The following is a 15,432-nucleotide window of genomic DNA, read 5'->3' as shown; positions in this document are numbered from 1 at the left end:
CATGAGCCAAATCATTGAAGTGAAAGTCCCGGACATCGGCGATTTCGACGAAGTGCCGGTCATCGAGTTGTTCGTCAAGGTCGGCGACACCATCAAGGTCGAAGACGCGATCGCGACGCTGGAGTCCGACAAGGCGACGATGGACGTGCCCTCGTCGGCCGCCGGCGTCGTCAAGGAAGTGCTGGTGAGCCTCGGCGACAAGGTTGCCGAAGGCAGCGTGCTGATCCGCGTCGAAACCGCGGGAGCCGGGGCCGTTGCCGCCCCCGCTGCTGCGCCTGCACCGACCCCTGCTGCCGCAGCGCCCGTCTCCGCACCGGTTGCGGCTCCAGCGGCAGCCGCAGCCGCCGGCCCGATCGAGGTCACGGTGCCGGACATCGGCGATTTCTCCGACGTGCCGGTGATCGAGCTGTTCGTGAAGGTCGGCGACACCATCAAGGTCGATGACGCCATCGCGACGCTCGAATCCGACAAGGCGACGATGGACGTGCCCTCGTCGGCCGCCGGCGTGGTCAAGGAAGTGAAGGTCAAGCTCGGCGACAAGGTGTCGATGGGCGCCGTCCTGATCGTCATCGAAGGCGCCGGCGCCGCGCCCGCTGCCGCCGCTCCGGCCCCCGCCTCAACCCCGTCGGGCGCAGTCCCGGCCGCATCGACCGCTGCATTCGGCCAGTCCGCGCTGTCGGCGCCCGCCGTCGCAGTACCGGCCGCGCCGTCCGCCGTCACCCTCGGCGGCAGAGTGCACGCCAGCCCCTCGGTGCGCGCCTACTCCCGCGAGCTGGGTGTCGATCTCGCCCAGGTCAAGGCGACCGGGCCGAAGGGCCGCATCCTGAAGGAAGACGTCACCGCCTTCGTCAAGGGCGCGATGCAGACCGGCGTCGTCCCGGGCAAGGCCGTGGCCGCTGCCGCGGTCGGCAGCCTGGGTGGCGGGCTGGATCTGCTGCCCTGGCCGAAGGTCGATTTCGCCAAGTTCGGCGAAGTCGAATCGAAGCCGCTGTCGCGCATCAAGAAGATCTCCGGCCAGAACCTCGCCCGCAACTGGGCAATGATCCCGGCGGTGACCTACCACGAAGACGCCGACATCACCGACCTCGAAGCCTTCCGGGTCCTGATGAACAAGGAAAACGAGAAGTCGGGCAAGAAGCTCACGATGCTCGCCTTCATCATCAAGGCCTCGGTGCGCGCGCTGCAGGAATTCCCCGAGTTCAACACCTCGCTCGACGGCGACAACTTGGTCTACAAGAAGTACTTCAACATCGCCTTCGCGGCCGACACCCCGAACGGGCTCGTCGTGCCGGTCATCAAGAACGCCGACAAGAAGAGCGTGTTCGAGATCGCCGCGGAATCCGGCGAACTGGCGAAGAAGGCGCGCGACGGCAAGCTCGGCCCGGCCGACATGTCGGGTGCGTGCTTCACAATCTCCAGCTTGGGCGGCATCGGCGGCACCTACTTCGCGCCGATCGTCAATGCGCCCGAAGTCGCGATCCTCGGCGTCAACAAGTCGGTCATGAAACCGGTGTGGGACGGCAAAGCTTTCGTGCCGCGCCTGACGCTGCCGATGTCGCTGACGGCCGACCACCGCGTCATCGACGGCGCGCTGGCGACCCGCTTCAACGTCTATCTCGCTCAACTGCTGGCCGACTTCCGTCGGGTCATGCTGTAAGGAGGCCGCACCATGAGCCAAGTTGAAGTCAAGGTTCCGGACATCGGCGATTTCGAGTCCGTCCCGGTGATCGAGCTGTTCGTGAAGGCCGGCGACACCATCAAGGTCGACGACGCGATCTGCACGCTCGAGTCCGACAAGGCGACGATGGACGTGCCGTCGTCGGCCGCGGGTGTCGTCACCGAAGTGCTGGTGAAGGTTGGCGACAAGGTCGGTGAAGGCGCCGTGCTGATCAAGGTCGAAGCGGCCGGAGCAGGGTCCCCTCCCCTTCAAGGGGAGGGACAGGGTGGGGATGGGTCTGGCGAAGCTGCCGGCAAAACCCATCCCCCTCCCAGCCTCCCCCTTGAAGGGGGAGGGGCAAAAACCGTCGCAGCCCCGGCCGCGGCGAGCCACGCCGGCGGTGCCGACATCGAGTGCGACATGCTCGTGCTCGGCGCAGGCCCCGGCGGCTACTCCGCCGCGTTCCGCTCGGCCGACCTCGGCATGAAGACCGTCATCGTCGAGCGCTACGCGACCCTCGGCGGCGTGTGCCTGAACGTCGGCTGCATCCCGTCCAAGGCCCTGCTGCACGTCGCAGCGGTGATGGACGAGGCCGAGCACATGTCCGCCGCCGGCATTACCTTCGCCAAGCCCACCGTCGATATCGACGCGCTACGCGCCCACAAGGACAAGGTCGTCGGCAAGCTCACCGGCGGTCTTGCCGGCATGGCCAAGGTCCGCAAGGTCGACATCGTGCGCGGCTACGGCAGCTTCCTCGACCCGAACCACGTCGAAGTCGAAGTCACGACCGGCGACGCACAGGACAAGACCGGCGAGAAGAAGGTCATCAAGTTCAAGCAGTGCATCATCGCCGCCGGTTCGGCCGCGGTGCACCTGCCCTTCATCCCGCGCGACCCGCGCATCGTCGACTCCACCGGTGCGCTGGAGCTGCGCCAGGTGCCGGCGAAGATGCTCGTCATCGGCGGCGGCATCATCGGCCTCGAGATGGCGACGGTGTATTCGACGCTCGGCACCCGTGTCGATGTCGTCGAAATGCTCGACGCCCTGATGCAGGGCCCGGACCGCGACGCCGTCAAGGTGTGGGAGAAGCAGAACGCCCACCGCTTCGACAGCATCATGCTCAAGACCAAGACCGTCGCCGTCGAGGCGAAGGACGACGGCCTGTGGGTCACCTTCGAAGGCGAGAAGGCCCCGGCCGGACCGCAGCGTTACGACATGATCCTGCAGGCCGCCGGCCGCAGCCCCAACGGCAAGAAGATCGGTGCCGAGAAGGCTGGCGTCGTCGTCACGGATCGCGGCTTCATCCCGGTCGACGCGCAGATGCGCACCAACGTGCCCAACATCTTCGCGATCGGCGACGTCGTCGGCAACCCGATGCTCGCCCACAAGGCGGTGCATGAAGCCCACGTCGCGGCCGAAGTCGCCGCCGGCGAAAAGTCCGCCTTCGACGCCACAGTGATCCCGGGCGTCGCCTACACCCATCCGGAAGTGGCATGGGTCGGCTACACCGAGGAACAGGCGAAGAAGGAAGGCCGCAAGATCGAGACCGCCAAGTTCCCGTGGGCCGCTTCCGGCCGCGCGATCGCCAACGGCGCCGACTACGGCTTCACCAAACTGATCTTCGACGCCGAAACGCACCGCGTGATCGGCGGCGCGATCGTCGGCCCCTCGGCCGGCGACATGATCGGCGAAGTGTGCCTCGCCATCGAGATGGGCGCGGACGCGGTGGATATCGGCAAGACCATCCACCCGCACCCGACGCTGGGCGAAACCGTCGGCATGGCGGCGGAGGTCGCACACGGCAGCTGCACCGACGTGCCGCCGCCTCGCAAGAAGTAAGCACGGCAGGACCAAGATCAAAAGGGGCGCTTCGGCGCCCCTTTTTCATTGTTCGCGCGCCGCCCGCGTCCGGCGCGCGAACGCCGCACCGATCACTTGCAGCCAGATTCGAATACTGTATATACTTACAGCACTCGATCAACACGGCCCCGGAGAGGGCTCTTTTCCCGACGGAGACCAATATGGAACAGTGGATCAATCGACTGCTGATGGGCTGCGGCGGCGCCTCCGGCCTGATGCTCGGCACCGGCCACGTCGTCGAGGCGACGACCCTCGCGGCGGCAACGATCTTCGCGGTGTGGTTCATGCGAATGCAGGCTCGCAGCGCCGCCGACGAGCGCTGAATTCCGGGCCTGGCCTGTCGAAGCCCTCCGGCACGGTCATGCATCGGCCGGCAGAAATTTCACGCGCAAATCCCTGCCCGCATGTCCGGTATTGCGCCGATCTCCCTATAATCGGCGCTCAACTTGCCCGCGTGAAAGCTGCTGTCGATGCCCGCCCCAACTCAGCCATCGGAAATTGCCCGCGAAGTCCTGCGTCTGTTCGCGGCGCGGCGCATCTCGCCGACACCGGACAACTTTCGCGCCCTCTACTACGAGGTCGCGGGAACGCCCGACGCCGACGGCGCTTTCCCCGACAAGTTCGTGCGCGCCCTCGCGCGGCAATTGCCACGCGACACCGCCGAACGCGTGCGGATCGCCCGCCAGCTGGACCAGGCTCTGGCGGATAGCAACCAGGACACCAGCCGGCAGGCGCTGACCGACTACCTTGCCAGCCTGAAGACCGAGCAGCCGCCCGCCTGGAACGAACTCATCGCCAACCTGCTCAAGCAGTGGGAAGCACGCCAGCTCGGCTGGACCACGGCGCGCAAGCGCGAATCGCTCGAGCGCGTCCTCGCGGCCAACGATCCCGCAACGCTGCACGCGCGTCTGCACGCCCTCGTCCGCTCGTGGACGCAAGCGCCGGGCGACCCCGAAGCGCCGGCCCCCCGCGAACCGTCCGACGCAGCAAACGCGCCAGCGAACGCACCGTCCGCCGGCGCACCCACGCCCCCTGCCGGTGTGGCACCCGAAATGCGCCAGATCGCATCTGGAGAAGCCGGCGAACTGCTGGCTGCACGCCAGGAACTGCTGCAGCTCGCGCTCGAAACGGTGCTCCCACCGCTGCTCACCGAACAGCCCGAACTCGCGCAGGAAGCCGACAGGCTCGCCGGATCGGTCAAGGCCGCCGGCAACTCGGACGATCTGCGCAACATCGCCGCGCGCATGCGCAAGTTCGCCTACCGGCTCGAAATGGTCGCCGGCGACCGGGCAGAGATCAACGCCGGACTGCTCAACCTGCTGCGCCTGCTGCTCGACAACATCGACCAGATCGTCGTCGACGACAGCTGGCTCAGCGGCCAGATCGAGGTCCTGCGCGACGTCCTCGGCAAACCGGCGAACGTGCGCCTCATCGACGACGCCGAACGCCGCCTGCGCGAGATCATCTACAAGCAGAGCCAGCTCAAGCACAACCACTCCGAAGCCCAGCGCTCGCTCAAGGAACTGCTCGCCGGCTTCGTCGACCACCTCGCCAGCTTCGCCGAAACCACCGGCGCCTACCACGATCGCATCGGCAACTGTGCCGACCGCATCTCCACCGCACGCGACATCACCGAGATCAGCGGAGTCCTCGGCGAAGTGATGCGCGAAACGCTCACGATGCGCGACGCCGCCCGCCGCTCGCGCGACGACCTGGTGGCCACACGCGAGCGCGCCCGCGACGCCGAAGAACGGATGAACGAGCTGCAGCGCCAACTCGACGAAGCCAGCCGCCTGATGCGCCACGACCAGCTCACCGGCGTACTCAACCGCCGCGGACTGGAAGAAACCTTCGACAAGGAAGCCGCCCGCGCCCGCCGCCACGGCAGCCCCCTGAGCCTCGCCCTGCTCGACCTCGACAACTTCAAGCAGCTCAACGACACCTTCGGCCACCGCACCGGCGACGACGCCCTCGTCCACCTCGCCACCATCATCCGGCAGAGCCTGCGCCCGCAGGACACCATCTCCCGCCACGGCGGCGAGGAATTCATCCTGCTCTACCCGGACACCACGCTCGAACAGGCCCAAACCGCCCTCGTGCGCCTGCAGCGCGAACTCACGCGCAATTTCTTCCTCACGCACGAGCGGAAGGTGTTGATCACGTTCAGCGCCGGCGTCACCCAATGGAACCCCGACGACACGGTGGAAAGCACCGTACAGCGCGCGGACGAGGCCATGTACCAAGCGAAGCAGGCGGGCAAGAACAAGGTCGTCGCACATCCCGTCGTCTGAACCGGATGCGCCCCCCGCAGGGCGCTGGCACCCACGAGTGATGCGCTAGCGGGCCATGTGGGTGCCAGCGCAAGGCCCTAGACAAATCTCCTTGCAAATTCCCTAAAGATTTTTCCGGGCCCTCCGTTAATGGATTCAACGGCAGACAAAACGCCCGCGCAGATGCAAACGGGGCATGAAGCCGGGATAACCGAAGTCACCTTTCGCTAGGAGAAACATCATGGCACAAGTCATCAACACCAACGTCTCGTCGCTCAATGCGCAGCGCAACCTGAACACTTCCGGCGCCTCGCTCGCGACCTCGCTGCAGCGCCTGTCGTCGGGCCTGCGCATCAACAGCGCGAAGGACGACGCGGCCGGCCTCGCGATTTCGGAACGCTTCGGCGCGCAGATCCGCGGCCTGAACCAGGCCGTGCGCAACGCCAACGACGGCATCTCGCTCGCACAGACCGCCGAAGGCGCACTCGGCGAGATCGGCAACAACCTCCAGCGCATCCGCGAACTGGCCGTGCAGTCGCGCAACGCAACGAACTCCGCGGACGACCGGGCCGCACTGCAGAAGGAAGTCGTTCAGCTCAAGGACGAAATCGACCGCGTCGCGAACCAGACATCGTTCAACGGTACGAAGCTGATCGACGGCAGCTTCCAGAACCAGGACTTCCAGGTTGGCGCAGACCAGGGGCAGACCATCACGGTCGCCAACATTGCAGACGCCAACATTGCAGCCTTGGGCAGCTGGACCTCGGCGGTAGCAACCTCCACCACCAGCGGTGCATCGGGTGCTTTTACCACCGCAACGTCCAGCGCAATCGGCCAAGCCTTCACCCTCACGGTTGATGGCACGAATGCCTTCACCAAGACCACCACCGCTGCTGTAGAGACGGTAACTGCTGCGGAAGTGCAGACCGGCGTGGATGCGTTTATTACCGCCTCCGCCGGCGCTTACACAGCGACCGGTACGGTTGCAGGCGGCGATCTGGTGATCAGCAAGGCTGACGGTACCGACATGACCATCGCGCTGACAAACACCTTCAACACCCCGGGCGGCTTCGCCGGCACTATGGTCGGGACGGCCACCAACGGCGATGCAGCCGGGACGACCATGACCGGTTTCGCCGGGCTCGACATCTCGAGCACCGCAGGGGCCGACAACGCGATCGTCGCAATGGACGCGGCACTGAAAGCGGTCAACGGCGCACGGGCGGATCTCGGCGCGATCCAGAACCGCTTCTCCTCGACGATCGCCAACCTGCAGACCACGTCCGAGAACCTGTCCGCCTCCCGCAGCCGCATCCTCGACGCCGACTTCGCACAGGAAACCGCGAACCTGACCCGCGGCCAGATTCTGCAGCAAGCCGGTACCGCGATGCTCGCGCAGGCGAACTCGCTGCCGAACAACGTGCTCAGCCTGCTCCGCGGCTAAGCTTCGGTTAGACTGGCAACACCCACAGGCGCGGGGCTCGTAAGGGTCTCGCGCCTGTGGCCCATCGGAGAGGTGGAATCATGACCATTCAGAACATCAGCAGCAACGCAGCGGCGATGAACGCCGGCGTGACGCGGGCGGTCACCGGCGAGCGCGGCGCGATTTCCAGTCCGGCCGCGCCCCAAGCGACGCAAGCCACCTCCCCGCCCACCGCAGTCGCCCCCACGCACGAAGCACTGATTCAGGCCGTGGCCGAAGTGCAAAAAGTGCTGGCGCCCGTGGCACAGAACCTGCTGTTCTCGATTGATGAAGACACCGGGCGTACACTGGTAAAAGTCGTCGATTCAACCACCGACGAGGTGATTCGCCAGATTCCGTCTGAAGAATTGCTGGCGATTTCCAAGGCTCTCGACCGACTTCAGGGCCTGCTGATACAGCAGAAAGCCTAGCCGCGAGGAGGACATCATGGCTTTGACCGCATCAGGACTCGGCTCCGGACTCGACATCAGCGGCATGGTGTCGCAGTTGATGGCTGTCGAACGTCAACCGCTCACGGCGCTGGCGAAGAAGGAAGCGAGCTTCCAGTCCAGGCTGTCGGCGTTCGGCCAGATCAAGAGCAGCCTGGCCGCACTGCAGACGGCGGCAAAAGCGCTGAACGACGCGGCAAAATTTTCCGCCACCAAGGCCACCGTCGGTGCCGACGCCGGCTTCACCGCCAGTTCCGCCGCAGGCGCGACGGCCGGCAGCTACTCGGTGCTGGTCGGCAGCCTGGCAGCAGCTCAGCGCGTGGCCAGCAACGCGACCACGCAGTTCGTACCCGCCGACGGCAGCGTCACGCCTCAAACCCTGGACATCCGCTTCGGCAAGATGATCGGCAGCGCATTCGTGGCTGGCGAAACCGTCGACGGCACATTTACCGCCGGGGCAGGCACGACCAAGACGCTCAGCTTCACAGGCAAGACCATCGAGGAGCTGCGGGACGCAATCAACGCAGCCGATCTCGGCATCTCAGCCAACCTGGTTAATAACGGCACCGCCAAACAGCTGGTGATCACCAGCAAGAACACCGGCGCCGACCAGGCATTCAGCATCGGCGGCAGCGTGGGCCTGAACTACGACCCGGCGACACCGGCGGGCTCTCCGACCACCACCCGGGTACAGTCATCGCAGGATGCGGCATTTACGGTTGATGGCATCGCCATCACGCGCAGCAGCAATACCATCAGCGATGTCATCAGCGGCGTAACGCTGACCCTCACGAAACCGACCACGACGGCGGCCAGCGTCACTGTCGCGACCGACAAGAGCGGCGCGCGCAGCGCCATCGACGCCTTCGTCAAGGCCTACAACGACACGCAGACCACGCTCAGGAACCTGACCAATTACGACGCCGAAAAGAAAGCCGCGTCTGCGCTGACCGGCGACTCCACGGCACGCAGCGTGCAGAGCCAGGTGCGTAACATGGTCGGAAGCGCCCTTTCCGGCTTGGGCAATGTCAGCCGCCTCAGCGACATCGGCATCACCTTCCAGACTGATGGCAAACTGGCAGTCGACAGCGCCAAGCTGGACGCCGCGCTGCAGGACCCGAAGCTCAACGTCGGGACCTTCTTCGGCGGCGTCGGCAGTGTGAAGGGCCTCGCCGCCACGATCACCGACGGCCTCGACAATTTCCTTGCCAGCGACGGACTGCTGGCCGGGCGCACCGACGGCATCAACGCCTCCATCAAGTCGATCGGCAAGCAGCGTGAAGCGTTCGAAGCGCGGCTGGAAGGCATCCAGAGGCGCTACATGGCGCAATTCACGGCGCTCGACTCGATGGTGGCCAGCATGACGCAAACCAGTAACTATCTCACGCAGCAACTCGCGAACCTGCCAACGATTGGCGAATAACCCCGGAGCAACGCAATGTTCGGCTCATCATCCAACCGCGCATCGGCCTATGCCCAGGTCGGCGTCGAAACCGGCGTGAGCACGGCCGATCCGCACAAGCTGATCCTGATGCTTTTCGACGGCGCGATCCTTTCGATCGCCACTGCAGCAGCAGCAATGGAAAGGAACGATATTTCGACCAAGGGCCAGTCCATCTCCAAAGCCATCGAGATCATTGTCAACGGCCTGAAGGCCAGCCTCGATCCGGTCGCCGGAGGAGAACTCGCCGGTCGGCTCGACGCGCTGTATGTCTACATGGGCGAACGCCTGCTGTACGCAAACCTGCACAACAGCCACGCCGCACTCGACGAGGTCCGCGGCCTGCTTGCCACCTTGCGCGAAGCCTGGGCCGGCATCGCACCGAATGCGGCAACCGCGGCAGCCTGAGGAGATCGGTGATGGCATCCCCTCTTTCCCTGTACGAATCGATGAGTACCGTCTCGGCGGCGATGGTCGAAGCGGCACGGGCGAATGACTGGGATCGCCTCGTCACACTGGAAAGCGAGATGGCCGCGTTGCGCGACGAGATCATGCGCGCCGCGGGTGCGTTACTGGAACCCCTCGGCGCCGCGGACACGGCACGCAAGGCGCAGCTGATCGCCACCATGCTCGAGGACGACGTCGAAATCCGCCAACACGTCGAACCGTGGCTCGCCAGCGTGCGCAAGCTGCTGTCGGGCGCAGCACGCGACCGTGCGGTACGCACCGCCTACGGCGCCTTCGGCCCCTGAGGATCTGACCAGCCTCCGGGCGGTCTGACGACACAGGAGCGCACACGATGATCCCCTCAGATCTCGCCTCCCGCCTGCGTCTGATCACGGAGGCGAGCCTCTTCGACAGCGAGCCGCCGATCAACGGCACGTCGCGCGTGCGCGAGATCCAGGCTCGCCTTCCCGAGCTGCTGCCCGGCGAGCGCTTCGTCGCGACGATCGACCGCCGGCTGCCCGATGGCACCTTCAAGGCCGTCGTCGGCGGACGCGATTACACGCTCGCGCTCAATCACTCCGCGAATACCGGCGACACGCTGGAACTGGTCGTCACTCAAAGCACGCCCAAGGCGGTGTTCGCCCAGCTCGCCGAGCCGACGCTCGCGGGCAATGAAGGCGCTCGCCCGACGCTCAGCGCCGCGGGGCGGCTGATCGGATTCCTGCTCACGGGGCAGCCGGCTCCGCAGCCCGCGTCGCTCGCGGCCGGAAAACCCATCGTTGCGGCGCCGCCGACCAACAATGCCGCCGCGACGCTCGCCCCGGCCCTGCAGCAGGCACTGTCCCAGAGCGGCCTGTTCTACGAATCCCACCAGGTGCAATGGCTCTCCGGCAAGCTCGCTGCCTCGGCGCTCCTGCAGGAGCCTCAGGGCGAGCATTTGCGGGGGCCGGCGCCCCAGTCTGGCGGCCCGGCTGATGCAGCCGTCCTCGCTCGCTCGCCAGGCCTGCTGCGGGCCACCGCCGAAATGGCACCGAATGCACCGGCACAGGGATCGACCGCGTCCGCGGTGGCAACGAACGAATCCGACGCCGCTGTAGGCACGACTCCGGCACCGGCTGCGAGCGCACGTACAGCCGCCATCCCCGATCGGCTCGTCCCTGTCGTCTATCAGCAACTCGACGCGATGGCGACGCAGAACTACGTCTGGCAGGGCCAAGTCTGGCCGGGACAGACGATGGAATGGGAGATCGAGGATCCGCAGCGCGACCGCGAACCGGGTTCGGACGAGCCGTCGACGGAATGGAAGACCACCTTGCGGCTCAGCCTACCGCGGCTCGGTGGTGTCGAGGCGCTTCTGATCCTGACGCCCGCAGGTGTCGCGCTGCGCCTGATGGCGGACGACGACGCGACGGTCGCGGCGCTCGCCAACGCCCGGGCGGAGCTCGACAGCGCCCTCGAAGCGGCCAACGTCCCGCTCACGGGCTTCGTCGCGGAGCGCCGTGATGGCGAACACTGAGCACGATCCGGCACCGCGCGGCGAGGCCGTCGCACTCGCCTACGGCAAGGGCGACGCCGCACCGCGCGTGGTTGCGAAGGGGCGCGGACTGATCGCGCGCGAGATCATCGAGCGCGCGCACGAGGCCGGCGTGTTCGTGCACGAATCCCCCGAGCTGGTAGGCCTTCTGATGCAGGTCGACCTCGACGCACGTATCCCGCCCGAGCTGTACGTCGCAGTCGCGGAGCTGCTCGCGTGGATCTATCGTGTCGAACAGGGCACCCCAGGCACGCAGGCACAAGCACCGGGCGGACCGCCCCGCCCCTAGCCGTGCTATAAACCCGGCTTTGCCCGGACTCGTTGCCGATGCCCGAACCGTCCGAAACCTCGACGACGCAGCGACCGCTGGATGCCGACGCGTTTGCCCGCTACGCGGTACACGACCCGCGCGAAATCATCCAGTTGCTCAGGGTACTGGTCGAGAAACGTCCGCTCCTGACTGCCTTCATCGACGGCGGGGAATCGTTCATCACGCTGGCGCTCGAGCTGACCGACGACGGCGCCGTGATCGTCGATGCCTGCCCCGACGAGGTGCGTAATGCCCGGGCAGGGAGCGCCGCCCGGCTGGTCTGCACGACGCGCCTCGACAACATCAAGTTGCAGTTCGCGCTGGAGGCCCCCGCCCGCATCGTGCATGCGGGCAAACCTGCCCTGCGCGCGACGCTTCCCGACAGCATCATCCGCCTGCAACGGCGCGAGTTCTATCGCCTGCCCACATTGCAGGCCGAGCCGCTCGTCTGCGTGGTCACCCACGTGACCGAGGACGGCCGCCGGCAGGAGGTCCAGGTACGGATCGTGGACATCAGCGGCGGCGGACTGGCGGTCCTCGTTCCGCCGAAGGAACTTCGCTTCGAACCCGGAACGGAATACGGCCAGTGCTCGCTCCGGCTACCCGACGGCAATCCCCTGCCCGTGCGCCTGAAGGTCAGGAACCTTTTCGAGATCGAGAAGGCGAACGGAGTGAAGGTGCTGCGCGCCGGCTGCGAATTCATCGGCTTGTCGAACCAGGCGACCGCACGAATCCAGCGCTACATGTTCAAGCTCGAACGTGACCGGCGAATGCACGACGAACACTGAATCCTGTAGTCGAAAACGAAGAAGCCGCCCTGGGGCGGCTTCTTCGTCTGTGCGCACGGAGCCCGGTCACACAGGCATGTTCATGATGTCTTGATACGCCGTGACGAGGCGGTTGCGCACCTGCACCATCTGCTGGAACGACAGGTTGGCCTTCTGCAGGTTGACCATCACGTCCTGGAGATTGACGTTCGGATCGCCGGCGGAAAACTCCTGCGCCATGCCGCGGGCTTCCTGCTGCGCGGCGCTCACGTCCTTGAGCGCACCCTGCAGCACTTCGGCGAAATCGACGCCGCCTGCAGCCTGGTTGGCGGGGGCGGACGACTTCGCACCCGCCGCCTGGGCGGTGGCACGCAATTCGCCGATCATCTGGTTGATTCCACGCGTATCCATACGCTCGACTCCAACACGGAGTATCCGTTGTGCTCAGTCTAGCAGAGCAATCGTCGTGCCAAAAGGATGCTGCAGGGCGACTGCCAATGCACGGGCCGCCGCTACCGTAGCTCCATGACTACACCTCGTAACCCTCGTCACGGTACTGCTGCAGCTTGTAACGCAAGGTCCGTTCCGAGATTCCGAGCTTTTCGACGGCCCGTTTGCGCGATCCGCCGACTTCGCGCAGCGTCGAGAGAATGTGTTCGCGCTCGAGATCCTTCATGTTTGCCGGCCGCCCGGCGGCAGCCTGATCGGGCCGGGACGGGGACGAAACGGCGAAATTTTCCGGTGGCACGGCAAAATTTGCCGACACCGACACTGACACCGGCGCCGTTTCGGCCCGGTTTGGCACTTCGGCAATTGGCGCCGGTTCCGCCGCGACCCAGTTCGGCAGGCACAGATGTACCGTCTCGGCCGTGATCGTGTCGCCGGCAGCAAGAATCAGTGCCCGTTGCATCGCGTTTTCGAGTTCGCGCACGTTGCCCGGCCAGGCATGGCGCACGAGCAGCTGCTCGGCTTCCGGGCTCAGCCGGGCGCTGCGCTTGAGGCGCTCGCCGTGGCGGGCGAGGAAGTGGCGCGCGAGCGGCAGGATGTCGCGGGGGCGTTCGCGCAGCCCCGGGATCACAAGCGGAAAGACATTGAGCCGGTAATACAGGTCTTCGCGGAAGCGGCCGGCCGCGACTTCCCGCACCATGTCGCGGTTGCTCGTCGCCAGGACTCGAATGTCGAGCGCGACCGGTTTCTTCCCGCCCACGCGCTCGACCTCCCGTTCCTGCAGCACGCGCAGCAGCTTGGCCTGCAGCGCGAGCGGCATTTCGGAGATCTCGTCGAGCAGGATGGTGCCGTCCTGGGCCTGCTCGAACTTGCCCGGCTGCGCCGTCTGCGCACCGGTGAATGCGCCCTTCTCATAACCGAACAGCGTCGCTTCGAGCAGGTTCTCGGGGATGGCGGCGCAGTTGATCGCGACGAAGGCCCCCGCCTTGCGCGATGAGTGATCGTGGATGTAGCGCGCGAAGACTTCCTTGCCGGTGCCCGATTCGCCGCTGAGCAGTACCGTGGCGTCGGTGTCGGCGACCCGCGCGGCGAGCGCGAGCAGGTTGCGCGTGTGCGGGTCCTCGGCGACGGTGTCGTCGGCACCCGGCGGCTGCGAGGCGTAGCGCCGCACGTGTTCGAGCAGGACGTCGGGTTCGAAGGGCTTCATGAGGAAGTCGCAGGCGCCGCCGCGCATCGCGGCAACGGCCTTGTCGACGTCGCCGTAGGCGGTCATCAGCAGGACGGGAAGCTGGGGCAGGCGCGAGCGGATTTCGCCGAGGAGTTGCAGGCCGTCCATCGGCTGCATGCGCAGATCGCTGACGACGAGGTTGAACGCCTGCCGGCCGAGCTCCGCGAGCGCGGCCGGTCCGCCATCGACGCCGGTGACGCGATGCCCGCCCATTTCCAGCGTGAGACACACGGCATCGCGCAGTGCGGCGTCGTCCTCGACGACGAGGATGTTGATCTGTTCGATCATGCGGGTTCCTTCGGTGCGGGTGCAGCGCCCCCCTCGTCGGGACACGGCAGCGGCAGGCTGAGGGTGAACAAGGCGCCCTTGCCCGGGCTGGATTCGACGGCGATGTCACCGCTGTGGGCGCGCGCGACGCCACGTGCGATCGCGAGCCCCAGGCCGGTGCCGTCCGCCCGGGTGGTGAAGAAGGGGTCGAACAGGCGCGCCTGGTGGGCCGGCTCGATGCCGCGGCCGTTGTCGCGGATGCGGAAGAGCACGGTATCGCCTTCGAGCGTGGCGGACAGGTCCACCGCGCCGCCGGCCTCGGTGGCCTGGATGGCGTTTTCGAGCAGGTTCGTGATCGCACCGCCTAAGGCTTTGCGGTCGCCGAGCAGGGTCGCATCGCCGCAGTCGCAGGCGGACGAGAACCCGACCTGCCGCGCCCGCGCGAGCGGTTCGAGGGTATGCACGAGCTCCCCGGCGAGCTCGCAGACGCCGAAACGCTGGCGACCGAGGCTGTCGCCGCGCGCGAAGAGCAGCATGTCGCGGATCAGGCGCTCGAGGTAGCGCATGCGCTCGATCGCGCGATCGGCGACGCGCGCACGGTCGGCGGGAGCGAGCTCTGGTTGCTTGAGGTTGCCCGTATAGAGCAGCGCGGCGGCGAGCGGCGTGCGCAGCTGGTGGGCGAGGCCGGCGACCATCTCGCCCATCGCCGCCAGCCGCTCATTGCGTTCGACTTGCAGGCGCATGCGGTGCGCGTCGGTGACGTCGTGCAGCAGGATGATGCGCCCTTCGCCCGACTCCAGTGCTGCCTCGGACAGCGAGACGCGACGGGCGCCCGTTTCTTCGCCGACGGTCAGTTCGCCCGGCGTTTCGGTGGCATGCAGGACGGCGGCGAGTTCGTCCCACGGACGGCCTGCAAGATCGCCGCCCAGCAGGACCTCGGCCGCACCGTTGCACTGCCCGACCCGGCCGCCACGATCGAGCATCACGACGCCCGCGGGGAGCGCGCCGATCAGCACCGCGAGGCGTTCAGTGAGCTGCGCGACCTGCCCCTGCAGCGCGTTGTAGGCGGTCGACAGCTCTTCGGACGCGCGCGCGAACATCTCGAACGCTTCGGCGAGCTGCGCCGCGTCGAGGCGCTGCCCCGCGCCGGACGCGGCATTCGTGGCGGCAGGAGGCGTTTCAGCGGACATGGGGTGCAGGACCTGTTTTCACGGCTGGCAGATTAAGCCCCGATGCGTCCATGGTAACCGGCAAATAGGCGGCAAAAAATGCCGCTTTTCCGCTCGCGCGATT

Annotated in this window: 15 protein-coding genes; 12 read left to right on the top strand and 3 right to left on the bottom strand. The window is 66.5% G+C overall.

Going from position 1 to position 15,432, the window contains the following annotated elements; translation table 11 throughout:
- The first annotated feature begins 1 nt into the window (after nt 1).
- From aceF to AzCIB_RS04860, 12 genes are all read left to right on the top strand, one after another.
- Nucleotides 2–1,657 (top strand): dihydrolipoyllysine-residue acetyltransferase, encoded by a 1,656-nt coding sequence (gene aceF, locus AzCIB_RS04910; protein ID WP_050414865.1) that lies wholly within the window; start codon nt 2–4, stop codon nt 1,655–1,657.
- Nucleotides 1,658–1,669: 12 nt separating this feature from the next.
- The gene (lpdA, locus tag AzCIB_RS04905) at nt 1,670–3,496 is read left to right on the top strand and encodes a dihydrolipoyl dehydrogenase (RefSeq protein WP_050414864.1); all 1,827 of its coding nucleotides are present in this window, start codon (nt 1,670–1,672) and stop codon (nt 3,494–3,496) included.
- Between the two features lie 182 nt (nt 3,497–3,678).
- The gene (locus AzCIB_RS24045; RefSeq protein ID WP_157058421.1) at nt 3,679–3,840 is read left to right on the top strand and encodes a hypothetical protein; all 162 of its coding nucleotides are present in this window, start codon (nt 3,679–3,681) and stop codon (nt 3,838–3,840) included.
- 147 nt (nt 3,841–3,987) lie between these two features.
- Nucleotides 3,988–5,808: a GGDEF domain-containing protein gene (locus AzCIB_RS04900; RefSeq protein ID WP_050414863.1), complete on the top strand. Its 1,821-nt coding sequence runs from the start codon at nt 3,988–3,990 to the stop codon at nt 5,806–5,808.
- 220 nt (nt 5,809–6,028) lie between these two features.
- Complete coding sequence (locus AzCIB_RS04895) at nt 6,029–7,231, top strand: flagellin (RefSeq protein ID WP_050414862.1); 1,203 nt, start codon at nt 6,029–6,031, stop codon at nt 7,229–7,231.
- 80 nt (nt 7,232–7,311) lie between these two features.
- Nucleotides 7,312–7,680, top strand: coding sequence for a flagellar protein FlaG (locus AzCIB_RS04890; RefSeq protein WP_083446876.1), 369 nt, complete (start codon nt 7,312–7,314; stop codon nt 7,678–7,680).
- Nucleotides 7,681–7,696: 16 nt separating this feature from the next.
- On the top strand, nt 7,697–9,121 hold the full coding sequence (gene fliD, locus AzCIB_RS04885) for a flagellar filament capping protein FliD (RefSeq protein ID WP_050414861.1): 1,425 nt from the start codon (nt 7,697–7,699) through the stop codon (nt 9,119–9,121).
- A gap of 15 nt (nt 9,122–9,136) precedes the next feature.
- Nucleotides 9,137–9,547 carry a flagellar export chaperone FliS gene (gene fliS, locus AzCIB_RS04880; protein ID WP_050414860.1) on the top strand — a complete coding sequence of 137 codons (411 nt, stop codon included), beginning with the start codon at nt 9,137–9,139 and terminating at the stop codon, nt 9,545–9,547.
- Between the two features lie 11 nt (nt 9,548–9,558).
- Nucleotides 9,559–9,891, top strand: coding sequence for a flagellar protein FliT (locus AzCIB_RS04875; protein WP_050414859.1), 333 nt, complete (start codon nt 9,559–9,561; stop codon nt 9,889–9,891).
- Nucleotides 9,892–9,938: 47 nt separating this feature from the next.
- On the top strand, nt 9,939–11,102 hold the full coding sequence (gene fliK / locus AzCIB_RS04870) for a flagellar hook-length control protein FliK (protein ID WP_050414857.1): 1,164 nt from the start codon (nt 9,939–9,941) through the stop codon (nt 11,100–11,102).
- Nucleotides 11,089–11,409 carry an EscU/YscU/HrcU family type III secretion system export apparatus switch protein gene (locus tag AzCIB_RS04865; protein ID WP_050414856.1) on the top strand — a complete coding sequence of 107 codons (321 nt, stop codon included), beginning with the start codon at nt 11,089–11,091 and terminating at the stop codon, nt 11,407–11,409. The genes fliK and AzCIB_RS04865 overlap by 14 nt, the downstream gene beginning before the upstream one ends.
- 38 nt (nt 11,410–11,447) lie before the next feature.
- Nucleotides 11,448–12,218 carry a flagellar brake protein gene (locus AzCIB_RS04860; RefSeq protein ID WP_050414854.1) on the top strand — a complete coding sequence of 257 codons (771 nt, stop codon included), beginning with the start codon at nt 11,448–11,450 and terminating at the stop codon, nt 12,216–12,218.
- A gap of 66 nt (nt 12,219–12,284) precedes the next feature.
- On the opposite strand, the gene fliE is transcribed toward AzCIB_RS04860, so the two are convergent.
- The 3 genes from fliE to AzCIB_RS04845 all read right to left on the bottom strand — a co-directional run bounded on the left by fliE (nt 12,285) and on the right by AzCIB_RS04845 (nt 15,329).
- Nucleotides 12,285–12,608: a flagellar hook-basal body complex protein FliE gene (fliE, locus tag AzCIB_RS04855; protein WP_050414853.1), complete on the bottom strand. Its 324-nt coding sequence runs from the start codon at nt 12,606–12,608 to the stop codon at nt 12,285–12,287.
- A gap of 118 nt (nt 12,609–12,726) precedes the next feature.
- Nucleotides 12,727–14,160, bottom strand: a complete 1,434-nt coding sequence (locus tag AzCIB_RS04850) for a sigma-54-dependent transcriptional regulator (RefSeq protein ID WP_050414852.1) — start codon at nt 14,158–14,160, stop codon at nt 12,727–12,729.
- Nucleotides 14,157–15,329: a sensor histidine kinase gene (locus AzCIB_RS04845; protein WP_050414851.1), complete on the bottom strand. Its 1,173-nt coding sequence runs from the start codon at nt 15,327–15,329 to the stop codon at nt 14,157–14,159. The genes AzCIB_RS04850 and AzCIB_RS04845 overlap by 4 nt, the downstream gene beginning before the upstream one ends.
- Nucleotides 15,330–15,432 lie beyond the last annotated feature (103 nt).

The organism is Azoarcus sp. CIB (assembly GCF_001190925.1).
In the GTDB taxonomy this organism is placed as follows: domain Bacteria; phylum Pseudomonadota; class Gammaproteobacteria; order Burkholderiales; family Rhodocyclaceae; genus Aromatoleum.
Note: the sequence above shows the minus strand (reverse complement) of the source record. Positions and strands in the feature narration are given on the sequence as shown.